Source organism: Serratia sp. CY47280 (assembly GCF_052168655.1).
GTDB classification, from domain to species: Bacteria; Pseudomonadota; Gammaproteobacteria; order Enterobacterales; family Enterobacteriaceae; genus Serratia; species Serratia bockelmannii.
On the sequence record NZ_JBJNMG010000002.1, the window covers coordinates 820,927 to 845,026 of the forward strand.

Consider the following 24,100-nt stretch of genomic DNA (forward strand, 5'->3'; position numbering starts at 1 on the left):
AATATTGCCGCAGAGATAAAAAAAGCCCCGCACGATGGCGGGGCTCATGGGGAGAGGCGGTCTCAGTTGCGGCGCTCAAACGCCAGCGCGCGGCGCTCCACCAGCCGCATCAGCAGCGTCAGCAGGCCGTTGACGCACAGGTACACCAGGCCCGCGGCGCCGAACACCATGACGTCGTAGGTGCGGCCATACATCAGCTGGCTGTAGCCCATCACTTCCATCAGCGTGATGGTGTAGGCCAGCGAGGTGCTTTTGAACACCAGCACCACTTCGTTGGAATAAGACGATAGCGCGCGTTTGAAGGCGAACGGCAACAGGATGCGCAGCGTTTGCCGGCGCGACATGCCCAGCGCTTCGCACGACTGCCACTGCCCGGCGGGAATGGCGCGCACCGCACCGTAGAACAGCTGCGTGGTGTAGGCCGCGCTGTTCAGCGCCAGCGCAATCATCGCGCACAGCCAGGGCTGCGACAGCAGGTTCCACAGCCACGGGTAGTCGCGGATCGCCGGGAACTGGCCGGGGCCATAGTAGATCAGGAAGATCTGCACCAGCAGCGGCGTGCCGGTGAACAGCGTCACGTAGATCTTGACCAGCGGCGTCAGGATCGGCGTTTTCAGCGTCAGGATCACCGTCAGCAGCAGCGACAGCAGCAGCGCGACGATCAGCGCGGCGACGGTCAGCGTCAGGCTGGTATGCAGCCCTTTGAGGATTTCCGGTAAATACTCAATCATCAGGCCGGCCCCCGCTCAAAGCGCGTGGCGCGCAGCTCAATGCGTTTGATGACGTATTGGCTGAACAGCGTCACCAGCAGGTAGATGGCCGCCGCGATCACATACCAGGTAAAAGGCTCCTGGGTGCGGGTGGCGATGCTCTTGGTTTGCAGCATCAGATCGTTCACGCTGATCAGCGACACCAGCGCGGTGTCTTTCAGCAACACCAGCCACTGGTTGCCGAGGCCGGGCAGGGCGTGGCGCCACATCTGTGGCATGATCAGGCGAAAGAAGATCGCCGCCTTGCCCAGTCCCAGCGCCTGGCCGGATTCCCACTGCCCCTGCGGCACCGCTTTGAGCGCGCCGCGCAGCGTCTGCGAAGCGTAGGCGGAATAGAGCAGGGCCAGAGCGATCACCCCGCACAGGAACGGACTGACTTCGAAATTGTCGATCGCCAACTGAATCGGCAACTGGAACAGACCGAGGTTGAGGGTAAAGCCGTCGGAGAGCATCAGCAGCAACTGCGACGAGCCGAAATAGATAAACAGCACCACCAGGATTTCCGGCAGGCCGCGCAGCACGGTCACCCAGGCGGTGCCGAGCCAGCTGACCGCTTTCCAGCGGGACGATTCCCATACGGCGAACAGCATCGCCAGAATCAGCCCGAGGATCAGGGCGCAAACGGCAAGGCCGACGGTCATGCCGGCGGCGCTTGCTAAAGGTTGTAATTCATTCATCGGGGCGTATTACTGCTGGAACCATTTTTTGTAGATGGTTTCATAGGTCCCATCCTGCTTAATCTTGTCCAGAGCGGCATTGAACTTGCCCTGCAGATCGGTATTCTTCTGGCGCACCGCGATGCCGAGGCCGGTGCCGAAGTAGTCTTTATCCGTCACTTTGGCGCCCACTGCCGCCAGCGCGTCATTCTGCTTCAGCCACTCGTTGACCACCGCGGTATCGCCGAACACCGCATCAACGCGGCCATTCTTCAGATCCAAAATGGCGTTCTGGTAGCTGTCGTAAGGCACGGTGGTGATTTCCGGGTGCTTGTCGGTCAGGTATTTCTGGTGGGTGGTGCCGTTTTGCACGCCCACCTTCTTGCCTTTCAGCGCCGCCACGTCGGCGATTTTGCCTTTCTGCGCGATGAACAGCGCCGAGTTATCGTAGTACGGCTTAGTGAACAGCACCTGCTTTTCACGTTCCGGCGTAATGTCCATGCCGGCCATGACCGCATCGAAACGCTTGAACTTCAGGCTAGGGATCAGGCTGTCGAACGCCTGGTTGGTGAAGGTGCACTCGGCCTGCATCTCTTTGCACAGTGCGTTGGCCAGATCGACATCAAAACCCTGAATCTTGTTGCTGGCGTCAATAAATTCAAATGGAGGATAGGAGGCTTCGGTAGCGAAACGGATGGTTTCGGCTGCGGAGGCGGAAACGCTGATGCCGGCCAGAACGGCGGCGATTATTAGTTTTTTCATCGCAAAATCCCCAAATTACAGCAAGTTAATTGTTAGTGTGATAAGTAGTTGGCAAACTCGGTGGTCCGTGGCTGCGCAAAGTGGCTGCTGTCGCCTTGCTCCACAACGTGGCCGTTTTCCATGTACACCACGCGGCTGGCGGTCTTGCGCGCCACTTCCACTTCGTGGGTGACGATCACCTGCGTGATGCCGGTGCCGGCCAGTTCGCGAATGATGCTAACGATCTGAGCGGTGATTTCCGGATCCAGCGCCGCAGTCGGTTCATCGAACAGCAGCACCTGCGGTTCCATCATCAGGGCGCGGGCGATCGCCACGCGCTGCTGCTGGCCGCCGGAAAGGTGCAGCGGGAAGCGATCGGCGAAGTCGGTCAGGCGCAGACGCTTGAGCAGCTTGTCGGCGCGCTCCATCGCCTGAGCCTTGGTCAGACCCAGTACGCGGCAAGGCGCCTCGATCAGGTTCTGGACCACGGTGAGGTGAGGCCACAGGTTGTATTGCTGGAAAACCATGCCGACGTTTTGACGCAGTTCGCGAATGGCTTTCTCGCCCGGCGCCTGTTTGAAGTCGAATTGGTTGCCGGCGATCTGCAGTTGGCCCGAACGCGGCATTTCCAGCAGATTTAGCACCCGCAGCAATGAGCTTTTCCCGGCGCCGCTTGGGCCAAGCAGCACCAGGGTTTCCCCAGCTGGACAATCCAGCGTGATGTCAAACAGCGCCTGGTGAGCGCCGTAATAGCAATTGATACCGTTAAGTTGAATACTCATGCGCCAGAATTGAATAGACATTGATGCCGCAAATGTTAACTTCCACAGAATACTTATGCAATCTTTGTGCGTTAAAATTTATGAGTGTGCGGCGGGAAAGTAAAAGATTAGCACAAGATACCGCGACTCAGGCCGAGGGAGGGGATTTGTGGCGCAGGCTGTGATATCGGTAGCGAAATTTTTTCTATTAGACGAAATTTGAGCTACTGGCTGACGGCGGGGATGACCGACGCGGCAAGCCCGCGTCGGCCGGGGTATCGCGGGTTACTGGTTTTCCAGCACCTGGCGCACGCTGCCGTTGGTGGCGTGTGCTGGAACATTCAGGTAGCGAATATCATCAACCACCCAGCAGGTACCTTCGCGCACCATCAGCACTTCGTCCTGCCAGTTCACGGTGCTGTTGGCGTCTTTTTGATAGCTTAAGTCGACGCGCAGCGGAATGTTTTTCGCATCGGTGTTAGGAATGGTCGAGGCGCTGGCGACGGAGGCGCTGCTTGGCCCTTGCGCATTGCCGGAGAACAGATCGCCGGTTATCCGGTGCTTGCCCGGGTTCTGGCCGGCGCTGACCAGATCCTGATACAGCACTTTGCTCAGATAGGGCTGCAGCTGCGCCAGGCGGTTACTGTCCGGCAGGCCGGCGCCCTGCTGGATGTGCAGGTCATAGAACTTTTGCGCGACTGTATCCGGGCCGCCTTCCACACAGCTGCCGCTGCGAGTGCCGATATCCTTGTATGCCGGTTCCACCGTGGTACAGGCACTCAGCAACAGCGCTAAGGGTAAAACAGCCGCAATCGTTTTTGTTTTCATCTTATTACCTTATGTGAAAGTCTCTACCATGAAGACCGATAGCTTACAGTATAAATGCGTTTTTTGGCCTTGCATTCGTACTGCGTGCCATTGATTAAGCGAACATAACGCCAATCTTCTGGTCATAGATACGTTGAATTAATCAAACAAGGAGTTCTGATGCAGCTTTCAACTACCCCGACCCTGGAAGGGTTCACCATCACCGAATACTGCGGCGTTGTCACCGGCGAAGCGATCCTCGGCGCCAACATTTTTCGTGATTTCTTCGCCGGCGTGCGCGATATCGTCGGTGGTCGCTCGGGCGCTTATGAGAAAGAGCTGCGCAAGGCGCGCTTGATTGCGTTCGAAGAGCTGGAAGATCAGGCAAAAGAGCTGGGCGCCAACGCGGTGGTCGGCATTGATATCGATTATGAAACCGTTGGCAAAGACGGCAGCATGCTGATGGTGACCGTCAGCGGCACCGCGGTGAAAGTTAGCCGCTAACGCCATTCTCCGCGCCCCGGCCGTTCCGCCGGGGCGACATCCTGTAGGTTCATCCCACCTTGTGCTGCTCGACGATCGGGCGGTGTTCCTGCGGTTTCACCGGCGCTGGCGCTTGGCGATGCGGCATCGGCTGAACGGGCGGCTGATGGATCTGCGGCGCCGGGGCTGGATGCGGCATGATGCGCGCTTGCGGCACTGCCAACGGGCGTTCTATCGTCGGATGCCGCGTTGCGGCCGGTTCGCGCGTCCCCGGCTGAACGACGTGCGGCGCGACCTGAACCAGTGGCCGCACGGCGGATGGATGCACCGGCGCGACGGCCTGCATCGGATGCGTCTGTACCGGAGCCGCATGCACGGCCATCGGTTGCTGCGTGTGAGGCGCTGCCGGCGCGGCATGCGTGAACGTTGGCATGCTCATCGGCTGCTGTACATGGGGCGCGTTGACCGATTGTTGCACGTGCGGCGCGGCCGCTACCGGCTGGGTGTGCGCAAAGGTCGGCAGGGTCATCGGCGCATGGGCCGCAGGCGCGACGTGCGGCTGCGCGTTAGGCGTCGGCGGGTTGAAATGCGGCGTCGGTGCGGCGGTCGTATTGTTGTAGTTATTCACTGTATGGGTGCTGCGATTCACATTGTTCACGTTGTTATATTGGTTGATGTTGGTGACGCGATTCACCACGGTGGTGGAATGCGATACGTAGGGCGCATCGCGGTAGACCACCGGTTGGCGTCGATCGTCCCAGCGCATATCCCAGTTGTGCCAGCCGCTGTTGTGCTGATTGAACAATGAGGCGACCGCAATGCCGACACCGAAACTGATCACGCCGGCCGCCAACATGTCGCCGCCGCTGTAGCCCGAAGGTTGATACCGATAGCTCGGATAGGCTGGGATCGGCGTGCCGTAGGCCACCCAGGGATCGTAATGCGGGACGTAAACCGTATCCGGCTGGCTGGGTTCGATGACGATGGTTTCGCCCGGCGCCGCTACCACGCGCTGGCGATAGGGCTGCTGCTCAACGTAACGGGTGGTGGGGGCCACGACGATGCGCTGCTGCGGGGTGTTTTTCAGCGTGCCTTGGCTGGCCGCCCGTTGACGCATCACCTGAATGGCGTTCATCACGTCGGTGGGATCGTTCAGGTAGGCGCTGCCCAGGGCGGTGGTCCAGGGGATGTTTTTCGCCATTTGATCGAGCACGTCGGGGAATTGCACCAGGCCGCGCACGCTGGGATCCCAGGGCTGAGCGTCGGCCGCCGAGCTGAGCGCCGCCGGTTGCAACCCGCGGTTTTGCGCCAGCCAGGCATCCGCGGCGTTGATTTGGTCAGGATAACCCGCGCCGGCCAACACCTGCGCCAGCAGCTTGTCGGGGAACAGCGCCACCGGGCTGACCAACTGGTACAGCTGGTCGGCAGTCAGCGGCGTATAGGCCGGCGTACTGGCACTCGCGATGGGCGCGGCCGGGGACGGTGCGCTTGCCCCCATCGCGTCAGCGACTTTTTGCCGATCGCAGCCGCTGAGCGGCAGCATGGCGGCACAGATCAACCAGGACAGATAGCGTGGCGTCAACATGTTCGACTCCGCTCTTTCGGCGCAGATGATACTTTGAGACTATCATGGGCGGGAAAGGCCGCCAGTCGGGAGCAACACTCGCTTGCACATCGGCGTTGTCTGTCATCATTTCTCGACGAACGTGATGATTGGATACAGGTCAATCGCGTCGCGTTACATCTCACGGACGTCAATCAGGAGGATAAGTGAAAATTTGGCCAGGGATCATCGCCGCCGCGCTGTTGGCGGGATGCCAAAATCCGCAGCAGGACACGCTCGTCGATCGTGGCGCTTACCAGCTCGAAACCTTGCATCAGGCGCAGGGCGCCGATCGGCGCATTCGGTTTCTGGTGATGCACTATACGGCGGAAGACTTTCATTCATCGCTGAAAACGCTGACCGATGAACACGTCAGCGCACACTACCTGTTGCCGGCGCACCCGCAGCGCGAACACGGCAAACCGACGGTGTACCGGCTGGTGCCGGAAGCGATGCGCGCCTGGCATGCCGGCGCCAGCGCCTGGCGCGGCCGCAGCAACCTCAATGACACCTCGATCGGCATCGAAATCGTCAACAAGGGATTCACCCGCAGCATGCTGTTCACCCATTGGCAGCCTTATACGGCGGAGCAGATCGCCGTGCTGATCCCGCTGAGCCGCGATATCATCCAACGCTATGGCATTCAGCCGCAGGACGTGGTGGGGCACAGCGACATAGCGCCGCAGCGCAAACAGGATCCCGGCCCGCTGTTCCCCTGGCGGCAGCTGGCGCAGGCCGGCATCGGCGCCTGGCCGGATGAACGGGACGTGCAGCGGTTGCTGGCGGGGCGCGATCGCCATGCGCCGGTACCGATGGCGCCGCTGCTCGAAAAGCTGGCGCGTTACGGCTACGCGATCGACCCGTCGTGGGATGCGCGGCAGCAGCGCAATGTGCTGGCGGCATTTCAGATGCATTTCCGGCCCGACGATGTTCGCGGTAAGCCGGATGCAGAGAGTGAGGCGATTATCGATGCGCTGCTGGTGAAGTACGGCGCGGCGCGTTGATTACAGGCCGTGCAGTTTGCCGTGATCTTTCAGCCAGCGGGCGGTGCGCGCGATGCCTTCTTCCAGCGAGACGATCGGCTGATAGCCCAGCTCTTGCTGCGCGCGGGTGGTATCGAGCGTGAGGTCGAAGTTGAGTTTGGCGACGCCGTAATGGGTCAGCACCGGCTCCTTTTCGCTTTTGCTGCCCAGGCGCTCCATGCCGCGCGCCATCATGTCTAGCATCGGGTAGGGGACGGAGCGGATGCGGCACTTCATGCCCAAATCGTCGATCAACTGCTGCACCACGGTGCGAAGCGGACGCGGCTGCTGGTTGGTGATGTTGTAGGCGCGGCCGGACGGCGTATCTTCTTTTAGCGTCGCCAGCCACATGGCGTGCACCGCGTTCTCCAGATAGGTCATGTCCACCATCGCCGCGCCGCCGCGCGGCAGCAGCAGGTTGCCGTAGCGTTTGATCATCTGCAGCAACCGCGGCAGCATCACCTTGTCGTGCGGCCCGAACAGGCCCTGCGGGCGCAAAATGGTGAAATGGGTCTGCGGATTGGACAGCGCCAATTGCTGGATCACCTGCTCGCCGGCGGCCTTGCTGCGCGCGAACTCGTTGGCGTAACGCTGCGGGCGAAAGTCTTCGGTTACGTTGCGGTGATGGTGGTAGTCGAAATAGATCGCCGGGGAAGAGATGTGAATGAACTGCGCCACGCCATAGGCCGCCGCCCATTCGCCGAGGCGGCGGGTAGCGCGGACGTTGGCCAGTTCGAAGGCTTCTTCGGTGCCCCAGGGCGAGGTAAAGCTGGAGCAGTGCCACAGCACATCGACGTCCGCCAGCATCGCTTTGGCCTGCGAAGAGATCAGGTTGGTGAGATCGGCATGAATGAACTCCGCGCCCATTTTTTCCAGCAGGCCGCCCATCGCCTGGTTGCGGCCAGTGGCGCGCACTTTGATGCCCTGGCGGCGCAGATATTCAACGGCGTTACGGCCTAACCCACTGGTGGCACCGGTGACCAATACCTTCATAACGGACTCTATTCTCACCCAAAATCGGAATACCGGCGGGCGCTTGCGACGCTCCCAGCAAATAAGATGCCATTCTTCCGTGATTTCGTGCGCTATGCAATCGGAAAGCCCCGAAGCACAGCGGCAAACTGTGCGGTTGATCGACAAATGAACGGCATTCAGCGCTGTTGGCGGTCCAGGTTCTCGGCCAACATCGCGATGCGCTTCGCCATGCCGCGAAAAATGACCAGGTGTGCGGGCATCATGGCGAACCAATACAGCAGCCCGCTGAAGCCGGCCGGATGCCACCAGGCGCGCACGTCCAGCGTGCGGCGATCGCCGCGATCGGTAATGGTGAAGCTCAGCCGCCCCAGCCCCGGCGCCTTCATGCCGAACAACAGCGCCAGTTGCCGCAGCGGTTTCAGCGTGATGACTTTCCAACCGTCAATCTCGTCACCCAGCGCCAGGGTCGCGCGCGCCGGGCGGCCATAGACCACGCCGTTGCCGATCATGTCGTCCATGCGGGCGCGGATCCGCCACAGGATATTGGCGTAGAAATAGCCTTCCTCGCCCCCCAACTGCTGCACCGTTTGCCACAGCGCCTGGCTGGAAGCGGCGGTGTCGAGCGAACACCCCGCCTGTTTCGGGTAATAGCCGTAGCCGGGGCGCCAGCGGGCCCGCGCCGCCGGATCGTAGCCCCAGTCGGCGGAATCGACCACCTCCAGTTCGCGCTGCAGCGTGGCGGTGACCGCCTGATCGAAGGTGTGCAGACGTTGCGGGAGCAGGGCCTGCAACGGTTTGCCGTCGGCGGGCAGATCGTGCTTCAGGCCCTGGATCAGCGCGCGCGCGATCGGCGTCGGCACCGAGGTGATCAGGCTGATGAACCACACTGAAATCAGTCGCGTCGGCAAGGGGATCGGGATCAGCCAGCGCCGCTTGCCGCTGATGGCGATAAAGCGTTTGAACATATCCTGATAGCTGAGGTATTCAGGCCCGGCGACGTCGAAGATGCGGTGTTCCTCCGCCGGGTGCGCCAGCAGATCGGCCAGGTAAACCAGCAGGTTCTCCAGCGCCACCGGCGAGGACTTCGAGCGCACCCAGCGCGGCGGCGTCAGCACCGGCAGGTTATAGACCATGTCGCGCATCACTTCGAACGCCGCCGAACCGGGGCCGACGATGATGCCGGCGCGCAGCTCGGTCACCGGCACACCGCTCTGGCGCAGGATCTCGCCGGTCAGGCGGCGGGCCGCCAGGTGCGGCGAACTGTCGTCGTTCGGCTGCAGCGCGCCGAGAAAGATCACCTGTTTGACGCAGGCATTGCGTAGCGCGTCGCGCAGGTTTTCCGCCGCCTGGCGTTCCTTCTCGATAAAGTCGTCGCCGTCGCCCATCGCGTGCACCAGATAGTAAAGCGTATCGATTTCCCACAGCGCCGCGCTCAGAGTTTCCGGGCGGTACAGATCGACATACAGGCAGTTGACCTGCGGCCAGTTCTGCTCCTGCAGCCACTCGATGCGCCGCGCGGCGGCGGTAATCTGGTGCCCCTGTTCGATCAGGTGCGGGATCAGGTTCTGGCCTATATAGCCGCTGGCTCCAAGAACCAGTACGCGTTGGGGTGTCATCGGGCCGCCTTGTGCGGTAGAGGATTGGCAGAACGACAGGATGCCAAATTCAGGGTTTAAATGCACATTTTGTATGGGTATAAGTCGGTTGCATCCATCCTGGCGCAGGTTCACACTACGCGCCCCTTATCGCACGAAAAACCGGATGCCATGAAGCTCAATGTGATTTGTTACGCCCTGCTGGGCCTGGCGCTGATCGCCAGTGTGTTCTCGCCGCATCCGGTGTGGATGTGGTTGTTGCTGGCCAACCTGCTGACGTTTCTGATCTACGGCGGCGATAAGCTGGCGGCGCGCAAAGGGTGGCGACGGGTGCCGGAGGCGACGCTGTTGCTGTTCGGCGCGCTGGGCGGCTGGTTGGGCGCACTGGCGGCACAGCAGCTGTTTCGCCACAAAACCCAGAAGCAGCCGTTTAAAACCTGGTTCATCCTCAGCGTGGCGCTCAATCTGGCGGCGGTGCTGGGGCTGTGGTACTGGGTTTACGGCCGCTGGATCTTCTGACTACAGCAGCAGCGGCAGAGTCGCGCTGGCGGTGGCCTGCATCGCCTGAGCGTAGGCGGGATCGCGCTGAGTCAGTTCGGCGATCATCAACTCCACCAGCAGCATGGCGCCGACCTTGGCCGGCAGGGCGCCAGCGGTCAGCGGCCCTTCCGGTTTAGCCGCCACCAGCAGCGTATCCGCCATCTTGGCCAGCGGGCTGCGTTGGGTATTGCTGACGGCGATCACGCGTGCGCCGCGCCCTTTGGCCAACGTCACCGCATGCAGCACGTCCTTGGTTGAGCCGGAGCTGGAGATGACGATCAGCAGATCCCGCTCACTCAGCGAGGCTGCATTCATCGCTGCCCGGTGCATGTCGCTGAACAGCTGCGCCGGTTTGCCGAGGCGCAACAGCTTGTAGTGCAGGAAGTCGCCGATGATGGCGCTGGCGGCGACGCCGTAAATCTGCACCGAAGCACAACGTTGCAGGCTATCCGCCGCCTGTTGCAGCGCCTGCGGATCCAACAGCGCGCCGGTATCCCGCAGCGCCTGTACGCTCTCTTCCACCAAATTTTCCGCCGCGCTTTGGCGCGTCGCCGCTTCCGGCTGGCTTTGTTGCAAGCTGAGGGCCAGCGCCATTTTAAATTCGGTATAGCCTTTGCAGCCGAGATGGCGGCACAGCCGTGTGACGCTGGCTTCGCTGGTGGCGCTTTCACGCGCCAGTTCGGTGATGGTCAGGTAAACGGCGCGGGAAGGCTCCGCAAGAAGATAGTTGCCGAGCTTTTGCAGCGTGGGGCTGTACCCCGCCAAATCCTGCCGCAGCCGCAATAACAAGTTGCCTGTATTCATCACGTTACCTTTCTGAGTATTCCCGTTTCTATTGTGGCGGAAAGACGCCGCGGCTCGCCAGTGAAATCGACGGATTGTGAAGCCGATCATCGTTATGAATAAAATTTTCATTAAATTAATTTTAATGTGGTAAAAATTTTCATCATAAAAATGATGTCGGGGGAAAATTTATGTCAACACCAGAATTGCCGCGCTCCGGCGGTTGGTTCGAAAAAGCCCAGCTGTTCGGCAAGTCGTTCATGCTGCCGATCGCCGTGCTGCCGGCGGCCGGCCTGCTGTTGGGGATCGGCGGTGCGCTGTCCAATCCCAATACCGTCGAGGCGTATCCCTTCCTCGATGTCGGCTGGTTGCAAAGTATATTTACCGTGATGGCCAGTGCCGGTGCTATCGTGTTCGCCAACCTGGCGGTCTTGTTCGCGGTCGGCGTGGCGGTGGGGCTGGCCAAAAGCGACAAGGGCACGGCGGGGCTGGCTTCGCTGATCGCCTATCTGGTAATGAACGCCACCATCAATGCGCTGTTGAAAATCAACGGTACGCTGGCCACGCAGAACGCGGGCGCGGTGGGGCAGGGAACGATTCTCGGGATCCAGACGTTGGAGACCGGGGTGTTCGGCGGAGTGGTCATCGGTTTGGTGACCTGGTATCTGCACGGCCGCTATAACAAGATAGCGCTGCCACCGTTCCTGGGTTTTTTTGGTGGCTCGCGCTTTGTGCCGATCGTCAGCTCGCTGGCGGCGATGGCGGTCGGTGCCCTGATGACGGTGGTGTGGCCGCATTTCCAACAGTTGATCTTCGGCATGGGCGGTCTGGTAGACGCCAGCGGCTATCTCGGGACCTTTATCTACGGCTTCGTATTGCGCATGCTCGGGCCGTTCGGCCTGCATCACATCTTCTATCTACCGTTTTGGACCACCGCGCTTGGCGGCAGCGAAGTGATCAACGGACAGCTGGTGGAAGGCACACAACGCATTTTCTTCGCCCAGTTGGCCGACCCGAATACTCAGCAGTTCTACATTGGCACGGCGCGTTTCATGTCCGGCCGTTTTATCACCATGATGTTCGGCCTGGTCGGTGCCTGCCTGGCGATGTACCAGAGTGCGCGTCCCGAGAACCGCAAACGCGTCGGCGGACTGTTGCTGTCGGCGGCGCTGACCTCGTTTCTGACCGGCATCACCGAACCTATCGAATTCTCTTTCCTGTTTGTCGCGCCGGCGCTGTACGTGGTGCACGCGCTGTTCGACGGCCTGGCGTTCATGATCGCTCACATCCTGCATATCACCATCGGCCAGACGTTCTCCGGCGGCTTTATCGATTTCATGCTGTTCGGCGTGCTGCAGGGTGAAGCGAAAACCCACTGGATGTACGTCCCGCTGGTCGGTGTGCCTTGGTTCTTCCTGTACTACTTCACGTTCCGTTTCCTGATCCTGCGCTTCAACTTTAAAACGCCGGGGCGCGAGGCGGAAACTGCGCCGGAAGCGGTGATGACGGGCACCGAACGCTCGCAGCAGGTGCTGGCGGCGCTGGGCGGCAAAGAGAATATCGTCGAACTGGATTGTTGCGCCACGCGGTTGCGCGTGACGGTGAAGCAGAGCCGGTTGCTGGACGAAAGCGGGCTGAAGGCCAGCGGCGCACGGGCGGTTATCGTTCGCGGCAACGGTGTTCAGGTGATCTACGGCCCGCACGTCACCATCATTAAAAACGAAGTCGAGGAGTTGTTGGATTTATGACGCTTTCCATTTTGCAGCAGATTGAGGGGCGCCTGGTGGTGTCTTGCCAGGCGCTGGACGACGAGCCGCTGCACAGCGATTTTATCATGTCGCGCATGGCGCTGGCGGCCGAGCAAGGCGGCGCGGCGGCGATCCGCGCCAACGGCGTCGAAGACGTCAACGCTATCATGCGCACGGTGGCGCTGCCGGTCATCGGCATCATAAAGCGCGATTATGCGGGCAGCGACGTCTATATCACGCCGACCCTGCGTGAAATCGATGAGTTGATGGCGGCGGCGCCGCAGATGATCGCGCTGGACGCCACCGGCCACCCGCGGCCGGGGGAGTTGCAGCTGGCGGCGTTGGTCGCCGCGATCCGCGCCAGGTATCCCCGGCTGTTGTTGATGGCGGACATCGCCACTCTGGAGGAGGCGCAAGGGGCCGCCAGATTGGGCTTCGACTGCGTGGGCACCACGCTGTACGGCTATACCGCCGAAAGCCGGGGCGCCCGACTGGCGGATAACGATTTCGGCTTTCTGCGTGCGGTGCTGGCGGCGGTATCGGTGCCGGTCATCGCCGAAGGCAATGTCGAAACGCCGGCGATGGCCGCGCGCTGCCTGTCGCTGGGGGCGCATGCGGTGGTGGTAGGGGGCGCCATTACCCGCCCGCAACAGATCACCCGCCGCTTTGTCGACGCCATCGGCGGGCGATAAGAGGCTCCCCGGCGCACCGGGGAGGGAAATCAGGCGTGCTGCTGAAGAAACTCCCGCCACAGTTCGACCACCCGCTGCAGATCCTGACGGCTGACGTCGAGGTGGGTCAGAATGCGTGTCAGCGGGCCGCTGCTGATCAGCACGCCGCGTTCGCGCATCCACGGACCGAGTTTGGCCGCCAGCGCCGGCGTTTGGCGCAGGTACAGCACGTTGGTCTGCGCGCCGGGTTCGGCGATCTCTACGCCGATCTGCCGCAGCTGTTGCTCCAGCCAGACCGCGTTGTCATGGTCTTCGCGCAGCCGCGCGACGTTATGCTCCAAAGCGTAAAGACCGGCCGCCGCCAGGATGCCGGCCTGGCGCAGCCCGCCGCCGGTCATCTTGCGCCAGCGCAGCGCGCGTTGGATGAAAGCCTCGCTGCCGCACAGCAGCGATCCGACCGGCGCACCCAGTCCTTTCGACAAGCAAATGGTGAAGGTGTCGCAGTATTGCACGATCTCTTTTAGCGGCAGGTTCAGCGCCACGGCGGCGTTGAAGATGCGCGCGCCGTCGATATGCAGCGCCAACTGCCGCTCGCGGGTAAATTGCCACGCCTGCTGCAGGTAGGTCTGCGGCAAGACTCTGCCGCTGATGGTGTTTTCCAGGCTCAGTAGCCGAGTGCGGGCGAAGTGGATATCGTCGGGTTTGATGGCGGCGGCGAGCTTGTCCAGCGGCAGCGTGCCGTCCGCGTCAGCCTCGATCGGCTGTGGCTGAATGCTGCCCAGCACCGCTGCGCCGCCGGCCTCGTATTTATAGTTGTGCGCCTGTTGGCCGACCAGATACTCGTCGCCGCGCTGGCAGTGGCTCAGCAGCGCCACCAGGTTGGCCTGGGTGCCGCTGGGCAAAAACAGCGCCGCCTCTTTGCCCGATAGGCGCACCGCCTCGGCCTCCAGCGCGTTGACCGTCGGGTCATCGCCGTAGACGTCGTCGCCGACCTCTGCCTGAGCCATCGCCTGGCGCATGGCGGCGCTGGGGCGGGTGACGGTGTCGCTGCGTAGATCGATAAGCATAGGGTTCCTGGAATATAAGGGAGAGGAAAAGGGTACATGGCATCATATACCCTTTATTTCACCGGGGCAGCTGGCTTAGCGGAGCCAGTTGGTTTTCGCCAGCTCGACCACTTCGTCGCCGCGGCCGTTGATGATGGCGCGCAGCATGTACAGGCTGAAGCCTTTCGCCTGTTCGAACTTGATCTGCGGCGGCATCGCCAGCTCTTGCTTGGCGGTGACCACGTCCAGCAGCGCCGGGCCGGGATGCGCCAACATCTCCTGCAGCGCGCCGTCCAGATCCGACGCTTTTTCCACGCGGATGCCCTTGATGCCGGCGGCGTTGGCGATCGCCGCGAAGTCCGGATTATGCAGATCGGTGCCGTCGGTCAGGTAGCCGCCGGCCTTCATCTCCATCGCCACGAACCCCAGCACGCTGTTGTTGAACACCACGATTTTCACCGGCAATTTGAGCTGCGCCAGCGACAGGAAATCACCCATCAGCATGGTGAAGCCGCCGTCGCCGCACATGGCGATCACCTGTTTATCCGGCGCGGTGGCCTGGGCACCGATCGCCTGTGGCATGGCGTTGGCCATCGAACCGTGGTTGAACGAGCCGAGCAGGCGACGCTTGCCGTTCATTTTCACGTAACGGGCGGCCCACACCGTCGGCGTGCCGACGTCGCAGGTGAAGATGGCGTCGTCGCTGGCGTACTGGCTGAGCTGCTGCGCCAGATATTGTGGGTGGATCGGCTGGTCGTCGTTGGCGGTCGCCAGCCCGTCGAGCTCCTTGCGCGCATTGCGGTAGTGCTCCAGCGCCTTGTCGAGGAATGCCCGGTCGCGCTTGGGCTCCAGCTGCGGCAGCAGGGCGGTGAGGGTGGTGTGGATATCGCCCACCAGCGCCATATTGACCGGGCAGTGCGCGCCGATGCTGCCGGGGTTGATGTCGATCTGAATGATGTTGGCGTTGGTGGGGTAGAACGCGCGATAGGGGAACTGGGTGCCGAGCAGCACCAGCGTGTCGGCGTTCATCATCGCGTGGTAGCCGGAAGAGAAACCGATCAGCCCGGTCATGCCGACGCTGTAGGGGTTGTCCCATTCGATATGCTCTTTACCACGCAGCGCGTGCACCACCGGCGCCTGCAGCAGCTCGGCCAGCTTGACCACTTCATCGTGCGCGCCGGCGCAGCCGCTGCCGCACATCAGGGTGATGTTCTTCGCCTTGTTAAGCGTTTCCGCCAGCTTGTTCAACTCGCTCATCGGCGGCTGCACCAGCGGCAGCGCCGGGGTATGCCAGGTCAGGGTCGCGTCTTCCGGCGCCATGCGCAGCGCCACGTCGCCCGGTAAGACGACCACCGAGACGCCGCGATTGAGGATCGCCTTGCGCATGGCGATCTCCAGTACGCGCGGCAGCTGTTCCGGGTTGGAGACCAGTTCGCAATAGTGGCTGCATTCGCGGAACAGCTCCTGCGGATGGGTTTCCTGGAAGTAGCCGCTGCCGATTTCGCTGGAAGGAATGTGTGCGGCGATCGCCAGCACCGGCACATGGTTGCGGTGACAGTCGAACAGGCCGTTGATCAGATGCAGGTTGCCGGGGCCGCAGGAACCGGCGCACACCGCCAACTGGCCGGTGAGCTGGGCTTCGGCACCGGCGGCGAAGGCGGCCACCTCTTCATGGCGGGTGCCCAGCCATTCGATGGTGCCCATGCGGTGCAGGCTGTCGCTGAGGCCGTTGAGCGAATCGCCGGTTACGCCCCAAATGCGTTTTACGCCGGCTTGATCCAGCGTTTTGGCGATCAGTGTGGCTACGGTTTGCTTCATGGTTCCCCCAAACATGGTTTGAAAAACGATGTGGACTCGATCCGGTGAGTGGCAGCAGAACAACTGCAAGCATAGCTTACCGGCTGTGAACGAGATGCGGTCAGGAAGGGTAAAGAGCGTAGGACGGGAAGCAGTGTAACTGGGCTGGCCACGGGGAACTTGCCGATAAATGCCCCATCGCGGCGATGGGGCCAGGGGATCACGCCAGCGTGACGTCACCCTGCAACTGGCAACTGCAGGCCAGCACGTAGCCTTGCGCTATCTCTTCCGCGCTCAGCGTCATGGTGCTGGTGGTGGTGTAGTCGCCCTCGAGGATGCGGGTTTTGCACGAGCCGCACACCCCGGCGCGGCAGGCGGCGTTGACCGGCAGGGCATTGGCCTCCATCGCCGCCAGCAGCGTGCTGCCGACCGGCACGCGGAATTCGCGCAGCGGGCGCGCGGCGCGCAGCGTCAGTCCTTCGGTGGCGTCGGCCTGCGCCGTCGGCGTGTGGAACTGCTCTTTATGGAAATGCTCGGCCGGCACGCCGAGCCGGCGACAAAGCTGCTCCACCTGATCCATGTAGGGCGCAGGGCCGCAGGTCATCACCGTGCGTTCGGCGATATCCGGCGCCGCCTGCCGCAGCGTCTGTTCATCGATACGGCCGCTGAGGTAGCCGGGTTGCAGATCCTGCTCGGCCATCAGCGTCAGGCGCAGCTGCGGATGGGCGGCGCACAGCGCGCGCCATTGATCGGCGAAAATCGTGTCGGCGGGGGTGCGTACGTTAAAGATCACGGCGATATCGCAGGCCGGACGGTTAGCGGTCAGCCAGCGGCACATCGAGACGATCGGCGTCACGCCGCAGCCGGCGGCCAGCATCAGATAACGATCGGCCGGGTGGCGCTCGCAGCTGAATTCGCCCTGCGCGTCGGACAGCCACAGCGTGTTGCCGGGCTTGACCTCTTGCGTCAGCCAGCGCGACCCGATGCCGTCCGGCAGGCAGCGCACGCTGATGCTGAGAAAGCGGCTCTGGCCGGGCGAGGAGGAGAGCGTATAGGCGCGCAACGTCTCCTCGCTGTTGCGAATGCTGACCAGCGCGAACTGGCCAGCCTGGTAAGGGTAGAAAACGTCGCAGATCAGGTTCAGCGTCCAGACGTCGGCGGTTTCACGCTGGATGGAATGCACCTGCATGCGGTTCGGGCAAAGCGGAGTGGGTTGAGTCATCGAGGCACCTCAAAAAACAAAGGGGCCGGCGTAGGCGGCCCCATAACGTAACGGCATCAGGCGAGCAGCGCTGCAATATCCTGCTCGACGGTGGTGATCGGACGCAGGCCGAATTTCTCGTTGAGGATCGCCATCAGGTTGTCGGTCAGGAAGCCCGGCGCGGTCGGGCCGGTGACGATGTTTTTCACCCCCAGCGACAGCAGAGTCAGCAGAATGACGATCGCCTTCTGTTCAAACCACGACAGCACCAGGCTGAGCGGTAGCTCGTTGACGCTGCAGCCGAGCGTATCCGCCAGCTTGACCGCCAACATGATGGCGGAGTAGGCGTCGTTGCACTGGCCGACGTCCAACAGGCGCGGCAACCCTTCTAGCGTGCCGAAGTCCAGCTTGTTGAAACGGTACTTGCCGCAGGCCAGCGTCATGATCAGGCAGTCTTGCGGCACGCTGCGGGCGAAGTCGGTGAAGTAGCTGCGCTCGTCGCGGCTGCCGTCGCAGCCGCCCACCAGGAAGACGTGGCGCAGTTTTTTCTGCGACACCAGGTCGATGACCGTGTCGGCGGCGTTCAGCAGCGTCTGGCGGCCGAAGCCAACGGTGATCAGGTGTTCAATCTCGGTGTAAGGGAAGCCGTTCATGCCCTGAGCCTGGCGGATCACGGCGCCGAAGTCGTCGCCTTCCAGATGGTTGACGCCCGGCCAGCCGACGATACTGCGGGTCCAGATGCGATCGCCGTAGTTGCCGACGTTAGGATCGATGATACAGTTGGAGGTCATCACGATCGGGCCGGGGAATTTGGCGAATTCCGTCTGCTGGTTCTGCCAGCCGCTGCCGTAGTTGCCCACCAGATGTTTGAATTTTTTCAGTTCCGGATAGCCGTGCGCCGGCAGCATTTCACCGTGGGTGTAGACGTTGACGTTTTGCCCTTCGGTTTGCTCGAGCAGCATGCGCAGATCTTTCAGATCGTGGCCGGAAATCAGAATGGCTTTCCCGGCCACCGGGCGCACGTTGACTGCGCTGGGCTGCGGATCGCCGTAGGCCTGGGTTTCACCGCGATCGAGGATCGCCATCACGTTGAAGTTCATCTTGCCGATGCCCATGGCGTTGTTCAGCAGGGTGTCGACGTCGCGCGGCCGGGTGCCGAGCCAGGCCATAAAGGCGTGGTAGTCGGCATAGAGTTGCTCGTCGAACTGGCCGAGCACGTGCGCGTGTTCCATATAGGCCGCCGCGCCTTTCAGGCCGTACAGGCACAGCATGCGCAAACCGTGTACGTCGTCGCCGACCTCGGCTTTGTCGCTGTTGAGGGCAAACTGCGCCGCCTGCTGCAGCAGCGCAGGCATATCGTTGCCGGCCAGCTGCAGCGCCGCCATCGGGTGATCGACGCGCACGCCGGCATCCAGCAGCCGGCAACGGGCGGCCAGCGAGTCGCGCAGCAGCAGGGTTTCCCGCGCGTAGCCGATGATGCGCTGGGAGTCGAAGTTGACGTTGGTCAGGGTGGAGAAGAAGGCGCGCGGGGCGAAGCTGTCGATCTCGTGGTCGACGATGCCCAGCGAACGCGCCTGCAGCGCCCAGGCGGAGAGTCCCTGCAGCGCCGCCACCAGCAGATCCTGCAGATCGGAGGTTTCCGCCGTTTTGCCGCACATGCCCTGAGCATACGAGCAGCCGTTGCCTGCCGGGGTACGGATGGTTTGTTCACATTGCACACAGAACATAGTCGCTTCCTTTTATTTTTAAAGTTGCATTTATAATGCTTGTTTAAAAGCATAGATCGGCGATCGGGGTTGCAAAAGGCTTTTGTGCGACTACTGCGGGCAAGTTTGATTTAGCGCAATTTTGCCGTGCGGATGGGAATGATTACGCTTTGGGGGCCGGCCGGCCCCCAGGGGAAAGGATCAGGAGAACAGGGCGATCAGCACCGGCGCCAGCAGGCTCAGCAGGAAGCCGTGCACGATGGCGGGGGGCACCATGTCCAGCCCGCCGCTGCGCTGCAGCACCGGCAGGGTGAAGTCCATCGAGGTGGCGCCGCACAGGCCGAGGGCGGTGGAGCGGCTGCGGCGCACCAGCGTCGGGATCAGCATGATCGCCACCAGCTCGCGCGCCAGATCGTTGAAGAACGCGGCGCTGCCCATCACCGGGCCGTAGGCGTCGGTGATCAGAATGCCGGACAGCGAGTACCAGCCGAAACCGGAGGCCATCGCCAGCCCAGCCTTGATCGGCAACCCCAGCAGCTGCGCCGCCAGCGCGCCGCCGGCCAGCGACGCGACGGTCACCACCAACGCCACCAGCGTGCCGCGGCGGTTGAGCACGATCTGGCGCAGCGTCATGCCGCTGTTGCGCAGCTGAATGCCGACCAGCAACAGCAGGAAGATCAGCGCATATTCGCTGCCTTTATGGGCGAACTGCAGCCATTGCCACTGCGTCAGGCCGAGCAGGAAGCCGCCGAGCACCACGCCGCACAGCTTGAGCGACTCCAGCGCCATATGCACGCGCGAGGGCAGCTTTTCCTGTTTATGGCTGCTGCGCCACGGCATGCGCCGCTCCAGCAGCGCCAGCAACAGCAGATTGGCGCAGAGAATGCAGAAGAAGAATACCGCGCTGTACTGGAAGATCAGCACCAGGTTACTGCTGAGATCTTCCATAAACGCCAGGCTGATGCCCATGAAAAACAGGATCACGTACACCATCCAACTGAGCAGCCGGTTGATCAGCACCAGCAGCGGGCGATGGCGTAAGGGAATGAGGTAACCGACAATCAGCGGTAACAGAATAATCAACAGTCCTGAGTACATGGTGCAACGAGTGTCCTTGAGTTTTGATGCGCGCCGAACGGCGGCGAGGAGCACACGCTAACCAAAAGCCCGGCCGGAGTAAAGCGGCAGATTTGACGCTGGCCGCTTGACCTGCAAGGGGTTTTTTGACCATGCTCTGTGAAGGTCGCCTCATTGAAGAGGCGACGGCGCGCACGGGAGGCGGCGGATGTTCTTGGAGCGTATCGAAATTGTAGGTTTTCGCGGCATTAATCGGCTGTCCCTGATGCTGGACGACAACACGCTGTTGCTCGGCGAAAACGCCTGGGGTAAATCCAGCCTGCTGGATGCGCTGACGCTGCTGCTGGCGCCGGAGCAGAAGCTGTATCGGTTTGAAGCGCACGATTTCCATTTCCCCCCCGGTGAAGAGTCGGCCAAAGAGCGCCACCTGCAGGTGGTGTTCACCTTCTGCGAAAAAGACATCGGCCATGCGCACCTACCGCGTTATCGCCACCTGACGCCGCTGTGGGTCAAGGGCGAGGATGGCCTGAGCCGCATTCATTACCGCTGCGAGGGCGAGCTGGCCGACGACGGCACGGTGTGCACCTGGCGCGGTTTTCTCGACGCCGACGGCAATGCCTTTCAATTGCACCATATCGAACAGCTGGCCCACGCCATCATCCGCATTCATCCGGTACTGCGCCTGCGCGACGCGCGCTTTATTCGCCGCCTGCGCCCCAGCAGCCTCGGCGATGAACGTAAACCCGATACCCAGGCGTTGGCGCAGCAGCTGGATCAGCTGACGCGCGAGCTGGTGCGCAATCCGCAGAAGCTGACCAACGGCGAGCTGCGTCAGGGGCTGGCGGCGATGCAGCAGCTGCTGGAGCACTATTTTGCCGAGCAGAGCTCGCAGGTGGCGCGGCCGCGCCGCCGCGGCGGTGAACCGGAGCAGGACGCCTGGCGCGCGCTGGACGGCATCAACCGCATGGTCGCCGAGCCGAACAGCCGCAGCATGCGCCTGATCCTGCTGGGCATGTTTTCCACCCTGCTGCAGGCCAAGGGCGACGTCAAGCTGGATCCGCACGCCCGGCCGCTGCTGCTGGTGGAAGACCCGGAAACTCGCCTGCATCCGATCATGCTGTCGGTGGCCTGGGGGCTGCTCAATCAGCTGCCGCTGCAGCGCATCACCACCACCAACTCCAGCGAACTGGTGTCGCTGGTGCCGGTGGAGCACGTCTGCCGGCTGGTGCGCGAGTCGGGCCGGGTCGCGACCTACCGTCTCGGGCCGCGCGGGCTGAGCGCCGAAGACGGGCGGCGCATTGCGTTTCACATCCGTTTCAACCGGCCGTCGTCGCTGTTCGCCCGCTGCTGGCTGCTGGTGGAGGGCGAAACCGAAGTGTGGCTGCTGAACGAGCTGGCGCGCCAGTGCGGCTACCATTTCGAGGCAGAAGGGGTGAGGGTCATCGAGTTCGCTCAGTGCGGCCTGAAGCCGCTGCTGCGCTTCGCCCGCCGCATGGGCATCGAGTGGCATGCGCTGGTGGACGGCGATGAGGCGGGAAAAAAGTACGCCAACACCGTACGCAGCCTGCTGGACAATCATGAAGACAACGAACGCGATCGGCTGACCGCGCTGCCGGCGCCGGACATGGAACACTTCATGTTCCGTGAAGGGTTCGCCCCGGTCTATCACCGAATGGCGTCGGTGCCGATCAACGCGCAGATGCCGGTGCGCAAGGTGATCCTGAAAGCGGTCCACCACTCGTCGAAGCCGGATCTGGCGATCGAGGTCGCGATGCAGGCCGGCGAATGGGGCACGGACTCGGTGCCGCCGCTGCTGAAGAAAATGTTCTCACGGGTGATCTGGCTGGCGCGCGGCCGGGCGGACTGACGGCCCGCCGGGCGTTATCGGGCGCAGAAATGCGCCGCCAATCCCTGTTCCAGCTCGTCCAGCAACTGATAGCGACGGCGATACTCGGCGCGCTTCTTGCTGGCAACCTCTTCGATAGGTTTGCGGGCGATGCGCTCGGGCAGCAGAAAATAGCCGTTGTCGAGCGGTTTGGCGCCCATCGACAGCCAGAACTGATCGTAATCGGCGTGCAGTTGATCCTTCTTCTTACTTTGGTAACGCCAGTTTTGATAGATATGGGTGGCATTGCCGACGGCTACGATCTGGCGGATGCCGAGGTGCCGCGCCAGCGTGCAAATGCCTTCCAGCACCAGCCGTTTGGGGAACAGACCGTGGCACTCTTTGGTGGTGTGCTGGATCTCGGCGTGCGGCACCTCATGGTTCGCGCCCTGCAGGCCGCCGATGAACAGCGTCGGCTGCTGCTGATAATGCATCAGCGCAAAGGTGATCTCCGCCAGCATCACGCCGTTGGCGTTGCGCAGCAGCAGCGTGGCTTCCCCTTCCTTATTCAGTTTGTCGATCGCCGCCAGTTCCAGCGTGATCGGCGCTTCGCTTTTGCCCATCGCGCGGGCCAGCACGAAAGGCTGTGGGCCGAGGTGGCCGAGACGCATCTTTAGCGGCATGCGCTGCACGATGAGATCGTAATGATCGCGCAGGGCGAACAGGCATTCGATCTTGCTCATGTTGGCCGCCAGGTAGGGGCGATGCAGCTTGCACGGCAGGTTCGGCTGCGCGCTCAGGATCTCCTCCAGCAGTGGGTTGCTGGCCAGGGTGCTGAGCAGGCCGCTGGTGGTGCGCCAGTTGAGCAGCGAGCGGCCGAGAAACTTCAGGCGAAACGAGGTTTTTTTCCAGGCGTTGCTTGGCGCCTTTTCGCCATTGATCAGCGCCGTCATCAGTTGCCAGCCGTTAAGCGGCCGGGCGGAGGCGAGTGGGTAGCTGAGCTGTGACATGATGAAATCCTTGGCTGTGTTGAATGGCGCTATTTCATCAAGGCTTCACTAAACGAGAGTTCAATGCTGAACTGTAACCAGGCGTGTCTCCACATTGTGTTGAGCTAAGGTTTAGTTATATGCAGCAGTTAGCCGTAGCATTCCTGATGGCTGTGTGGTTGAAAGATAAGTTGTGAGCGTCCCCATGCTGTGAGAGTTCTAAATGATATCTCAAACATGGGGGGAGGAATCTAACTGTTTGTTTTTTTAGGGTAAATGACAAAGGATGTGTATTTTAATTTCTTTACAACGTGTATAACAGCAACTAGCAAGATAACTTGAATGACAAAGCTGAAAATGAAATTATTTACACTGATTTTTTCTAACGCTTTAGTAACTATGGAGTTGGCAAAATAATTAAAGCCCACTATAGGTAAAGTATTTTTACCAAACCAGATTAATACCTTGTTGGTTATAAACCCGGAAATAGATATGATAAATGTGGCTCCTGCTAAAGAGCCAAGGATATTTAATATGATTGTGTAGCCTTCTCCATATTGGTTTGCTGACATGTCAACAGCCTGACTGCTCAGTGAGAAGCACATGATGAAAGCGATAAATAATGGGATTGCTAATGGCTTCTTCGATTTAATAACATTGTAAATACTTCCTTTAATTAAAATTCCAATGCAAAAGAAAAACAATGATGATATGGAGACAAAGGCGTTAAACGGTATGAACGTAAAACTATTTGATGTTATTATAATGAAAGCGAGCGATAGGATGGATAGATAAATGAATGACACATTTGTCTTTGAAAAAAAAGCCGATATCAGTTCTGTTATAAATATAGAAAACAAAAACCAAATTGGAGTGCAATTGAATGTATGATCGGCGGTAGGGTATCCTAAAAATGTTCCTTGGGCTTTAAATAAAAATTCACTGAATTGTATTTTACCCAGCGCTAACAGTACAATAAACGGTAAGCCGCAAATAGCTCCCATGAACCATGCAGGAATGACCAGTCTTCGAAACTTCGACTTTATATATCCTGGGAGGTTATCGCGTGATTTTTTTATGCTAAAAAGATATCCCGAAACAATGAAGAAAAGTGGCATATGGAATAAATAGATGGCTTTTTTAATTTCATCTGGCAAATTACTTACATGGCCTAAGACAACAAAAATTATCGCCAGCCCTCTGATTGAATCGAGTGATTCATCTCGCATGTATTACCCCTCAGTTAACACTATATTGTAAGTCCAATGATAAAGTAACTTTCTAAATTCGCGCTACAAATTTTA

Annotated in this window: 22 protein-coding genes; 6 read left to right on the forward strand and 16 right to left on the reverse strand. The window is 60.8% G+C overall.

The window, feature by feature from the left end; genetic code table 11:
- Positions 1–62: 62 nt before the first annotated feature.
- From artM to ACJ8J4_RS13485, 5 genes are all read right to left on the reverse strand, one after another.
- The gene (gene artM, locus ACJ8J4_RS13465; RefSeq protein ID WP_025302241.1) at positions 63–731 is read right to left on the reverse strand and encodes an arginine ABC transporter permease ArtM; all 669 of its coding nucleotides are present in this window, start codon (positions 729–731) and stop codon (positions 63–65) included.
- A complete protein-coding gene (gene artQ / locus ACJ8J4_RS13470) occupies positions 731–1,447 on the reverse strand; it encodes an arginine ABC transporter permease ArtQ (protein WP_015377299.1) in 717 nt (238 codons plus the stop codon). Before artQ ends, artM begins: the two co-directional genes overlap by 1 nt.
- Before the next feature lie 9 nt (positions 1,448–1,456).
- Entirely contained in the window at positions 1,457–2,188 is a 732-nt protein-coding gene (gene artJ, locus ACJ8J4_RS13475) for an arginine ABC transporter substrate-binding protein (protein ID WP_025302242.1), read from the reverse strand.
- 32 nt (positions 2,189–2,220) lie between these two features.
- Positions 2,221–2,949 carry an arginine ABC transporter ATP-binding protein ArtP gene (gene artP / locus ACJ8J4_RS13480; RefSeq protein ID WP_016928352.1) on the reverse strand — a complete coding sequence of 243 codons (729 nt, stop codon included), beginning with the start codon at positions 2,947–2,949 and terminating at the stop codon, positions 2,221–2,223.
- A 264-nt stretch (positions 2,950–3,213) separates the two neighbouring features.
- Positions 3,214–3,756 carry a lipoprotein gene (locus tag ACJ8J4_RS13485; protein WP_043137760.1) on the reverse strand — a complete coding sequence of 181 codons (543 nt, stop codon included), beginning with the start codon at positions 3,754–3,756 and terminating at the stop codon, positions 3,214–3,216.
- Positions 3,757–3,915: 159 nt separating this feature from the next.
- Between ACJ8J4_RS13485 and ACJ8J4_RS13490 the strand changes: the two genes are divergently transcribed.
- A complete protein-coding gene (locus ACJ8J4_RS13490) occupies positions 3,916–4,239 on the forward strand; it encodes a heavy metal-binding domain-containing protein (RefSeq protein WP_004928400.1) in 324 nt (107 codons plus the stop codon).
- Positions 4,240–4,288: 49 nt separating this feature from the next.
- Here ACJ8J4_RS13490 and ACJ8J4_RS13495 read toward each other — a convergent pair whose 3' ends face one another.
- Positions 4,289–5,803, reverse strand: coding sequence for a DUF3300 domain-containing protein (locus ACJ8J4_RS13495; RefSeq protein WP_442516075.1), 1,515 nt, complete (start codon positions 5,801–5,803; stop codon positions 4,289–4,291).
- 185 nt (positions 5,804–5,988) lie between these two features.
- On the opposite strand from ACJ8J4_RS13495, the gene ACJ8J4_RS13500 reads away from it, so the two are divergent.
- Positions 5,989–6,825, forward strand: a complete 837-nt coding sequence (locus ACJ8J4_RS13500) for an N-acetylmuramoyl-L-alanine amidase (protein WP_141997685.1) — start codon at positions 5,989–5,991, stop codon at positions 6,823–6,825.
- Here the strand turns inward: ACJ8J4_RS13500 and ACJ8J4_RS13505 are convergent, their stop codons facing one another.
- Together ACJ8J4_RS13505 and ACJ8J4_RS13510 are read right to left on the reverse strand one after the other, a co-directional pair.
- The gene (locus ACJ8J4_RS13505; protein ID WP_004928393.1) at positions 6,826–7,836 is read right to left on the reverse strand and encodes an NAD-dependent epimerase/dehydratase family protein; all 1,011 of its coding nucleotides are present in this window, start codon (positions 7,834–7,836) and stop codon (positions 6,826–6,828) included.
- A 158-nt stretch (positions 7,837–7,994) separates the two neighbouring features.
- Positions 7,995–9,434 carry an SDR family oxidoreductase gene (locus tag ACJ8J4_RS13510; protein ID WP_264383901.1) on the reverse strand — a complete coding sequence of 480 codons (1,440 nt, stop codon included), beginning with the start codon at positions 9,432–9,434 and terminating at the stop codon, positions 7,995–7,997.
- Positions 9,435–9,584: 150 nt separating this feature from the next.
- Here ACJ8J4_RS13510 and ACJ8J4_RS13515 point away from each other — a divergent pair, with 150 nt between their 5' ends.
- Positions 9,585–9,932 (forward strand): DUF1294 domain-containing protein, encoded by a 348-nt coding sequence (locus ACJ8J4_RS13515; RefSeq protein WP_197769927.1) that lies wholly within the window; start codon positions 9,585–9,587, stop codon positions 9,930–9,932.
- On the opposite strand, the gene ACJ8J4_RS13520 is transcribed toward ACJ8J4_RS13515, so the two are convergent.
- Complete coding sequence (locus ACJ8J4_RS13520; protein ID WP_025302249.1) at positions 9,933–10,760, reverse strand: MurR/RpiR family transcriptional regulator; 828 nt, start codon at positions 10,758–10,760, stop codon at positions 9,933–9,935. It lies immediately after the preceding gene.
- 167 nt (positions 10,761–10,927) lie between these two features.
- Here ACJ8J4_RS13520 and ACJ8J4_RS13525 point away from each other — a divergent pair, with 167 nt between their 5' ends.
- Together ACJ8J4_RS13525 and ACJ8J4_RS13530 are read left to right on the forward strand one after the other, a co-directional pair.
- A complete protein-coding gene (locus ACJ8J4_RS13525; RefSeq protein WP_043137742.1) occupies positions 10,928–12,484 on the forward strand; it encodes a PTS transporter subunit EIIC in 1,557 nt (518 codons plus the stop codon).
- Positions 12,481–13,176 carry an N-acetylmannosamine-6-phosphate 2-epimerase gene (locus ACJ8J4_RS13530; protein WP_049205972.1) on the forward strand — a complete coding sequence of 232 codons (696 nt, stop codon included), beginning with the start codon at positions 12,481–12,483 and terminating at the stop codon, positions 13,174–13,176. Before ACJ8J4_RS13525 ends, ACJ8J4_RS13530 begins: the two co-directional genes overlap by 4 nt.
- 29 nt (positions 13,177–13,205) lie before the next feature.
- Here ACJ8J4_RS13530 and ltaE read toward each other — a convergent pair whose 3' ends face one another.
- From ltaE to ACJ8J4_RS13555, 5 genes are all read right to left on the reverse strand, one after another.
- Entirely contained in the window at positions 13,206–14,222 is a 1,017-nt protein-coding gene (ltaE, locus tag ACJ8J4_RS13535) for a low-specificity L-threonine aldolase (RefSeq protein WP_049205974.1), read from the reverse strand.
- Positions 14,223–14,297: 75 nt separating this feature from the next.
- Positions 14,298–16,019 (reverse strand): ubiquinone-dependent pyruvate dehydrogenase, encoded by a 1,722-nt coding sequence (poxB, locus tag ACJ8J4_RS13540; protein WP_049295331.1) that lies wholly within the window; start codon positions 16,017–16,019, stop codon positions 14,298–14,300.
- A 199-nt stretch (positions 16,020–16,218) separates the two neighbouring features.
- Positions 16,219–17,220, reverse strand: coding sequence for an NADH oxidoreductase (gene hcr / locus ACJ8J4_RS13545; RefSeq protein ID WP_060447481.1), 1,002 nt, complete (start codon positions 17,218–17,220; stop codon positions 16,219–16,221).
- Positions 17,221–17,276: 56 nt separating this feature from the next.
- Positions 17,277–18,926: a hydroxylamine reductase gene (hcp, locus tag ACJ8J4_RS13550; RefSeq protein WP_149570458.1), complete on the reverse strand. Its 1,650-nt coding sequence runs from the start codon at positions 18,924–18,926 to the stop codon at positions 17,277–17,279.
- Between the two features lie 180 nt (positions 18,927–19,106).
- Positions 19,107–20,003 carry a lysine exporter LysO family protein gene (locus tag ACJ8J4_RS13555; protein WP_025302256.1) on the reverse strand — a complete coding sequence of 299 codons (897 nt, stop codon included), beginning with the start codon at positions 20,001–20,003 and terminating at the stop codon, positions 19,107–19,109.
- 187 nt (positions 20,004–20,190) lie between these two features.
- Here ACJ8J4_RS13555 and ACJ8J4_RS13560 point away from each other — a divergent pair, with 187 nt between their 5' ends.
- Complete coding sequence (locus tag ACJ8J4_RS13560) at positions 20,191–21,849, forward strand: ATP-dependent endonuclease (protein WP_025302257.1); 1,659 nt, start codon at positions 20,191–20,193, stop codon at positions 21,847–21,849.
- A gap of 14 nt (positions 21,850–21,863) precedes the next feature.
- On the opposite strand, the gene ACJ8J4_RS13565 is transcribed toward ACJ8J4_RS13560, so the two are convergent.
- Together ACJ8J4_RS13565 and ACJ8J4_RS13570 are read right to left on the reverse strand one after the other, a co-directional pair.
- Complete coding sequence (locus ACJ8J4_RS13565) at positions 21,864–22,817, reverse strand: VirK/YbjX family protein (RefSeq protein WP_197828590.1); 954 nt, start codon at positions 22,815–22,817, stop codon at positions 21,864–21,866.
- Between the two features lie 230 nt (positions 22,818–23,047).
- Complete coding sequence (locus tag ACJ8J4_RS13570; RefSeq protein ID WP_197832206.1) at positions 23,048–24,025, reverse strand: acyltransferase family protein; 978 nt, start codon at positions 24,023–24,025, stop codon at positions 23,048–23,050.
- Between the last annotated feature and the right edge of the window lie 75 nt (positions 24,026–24,100).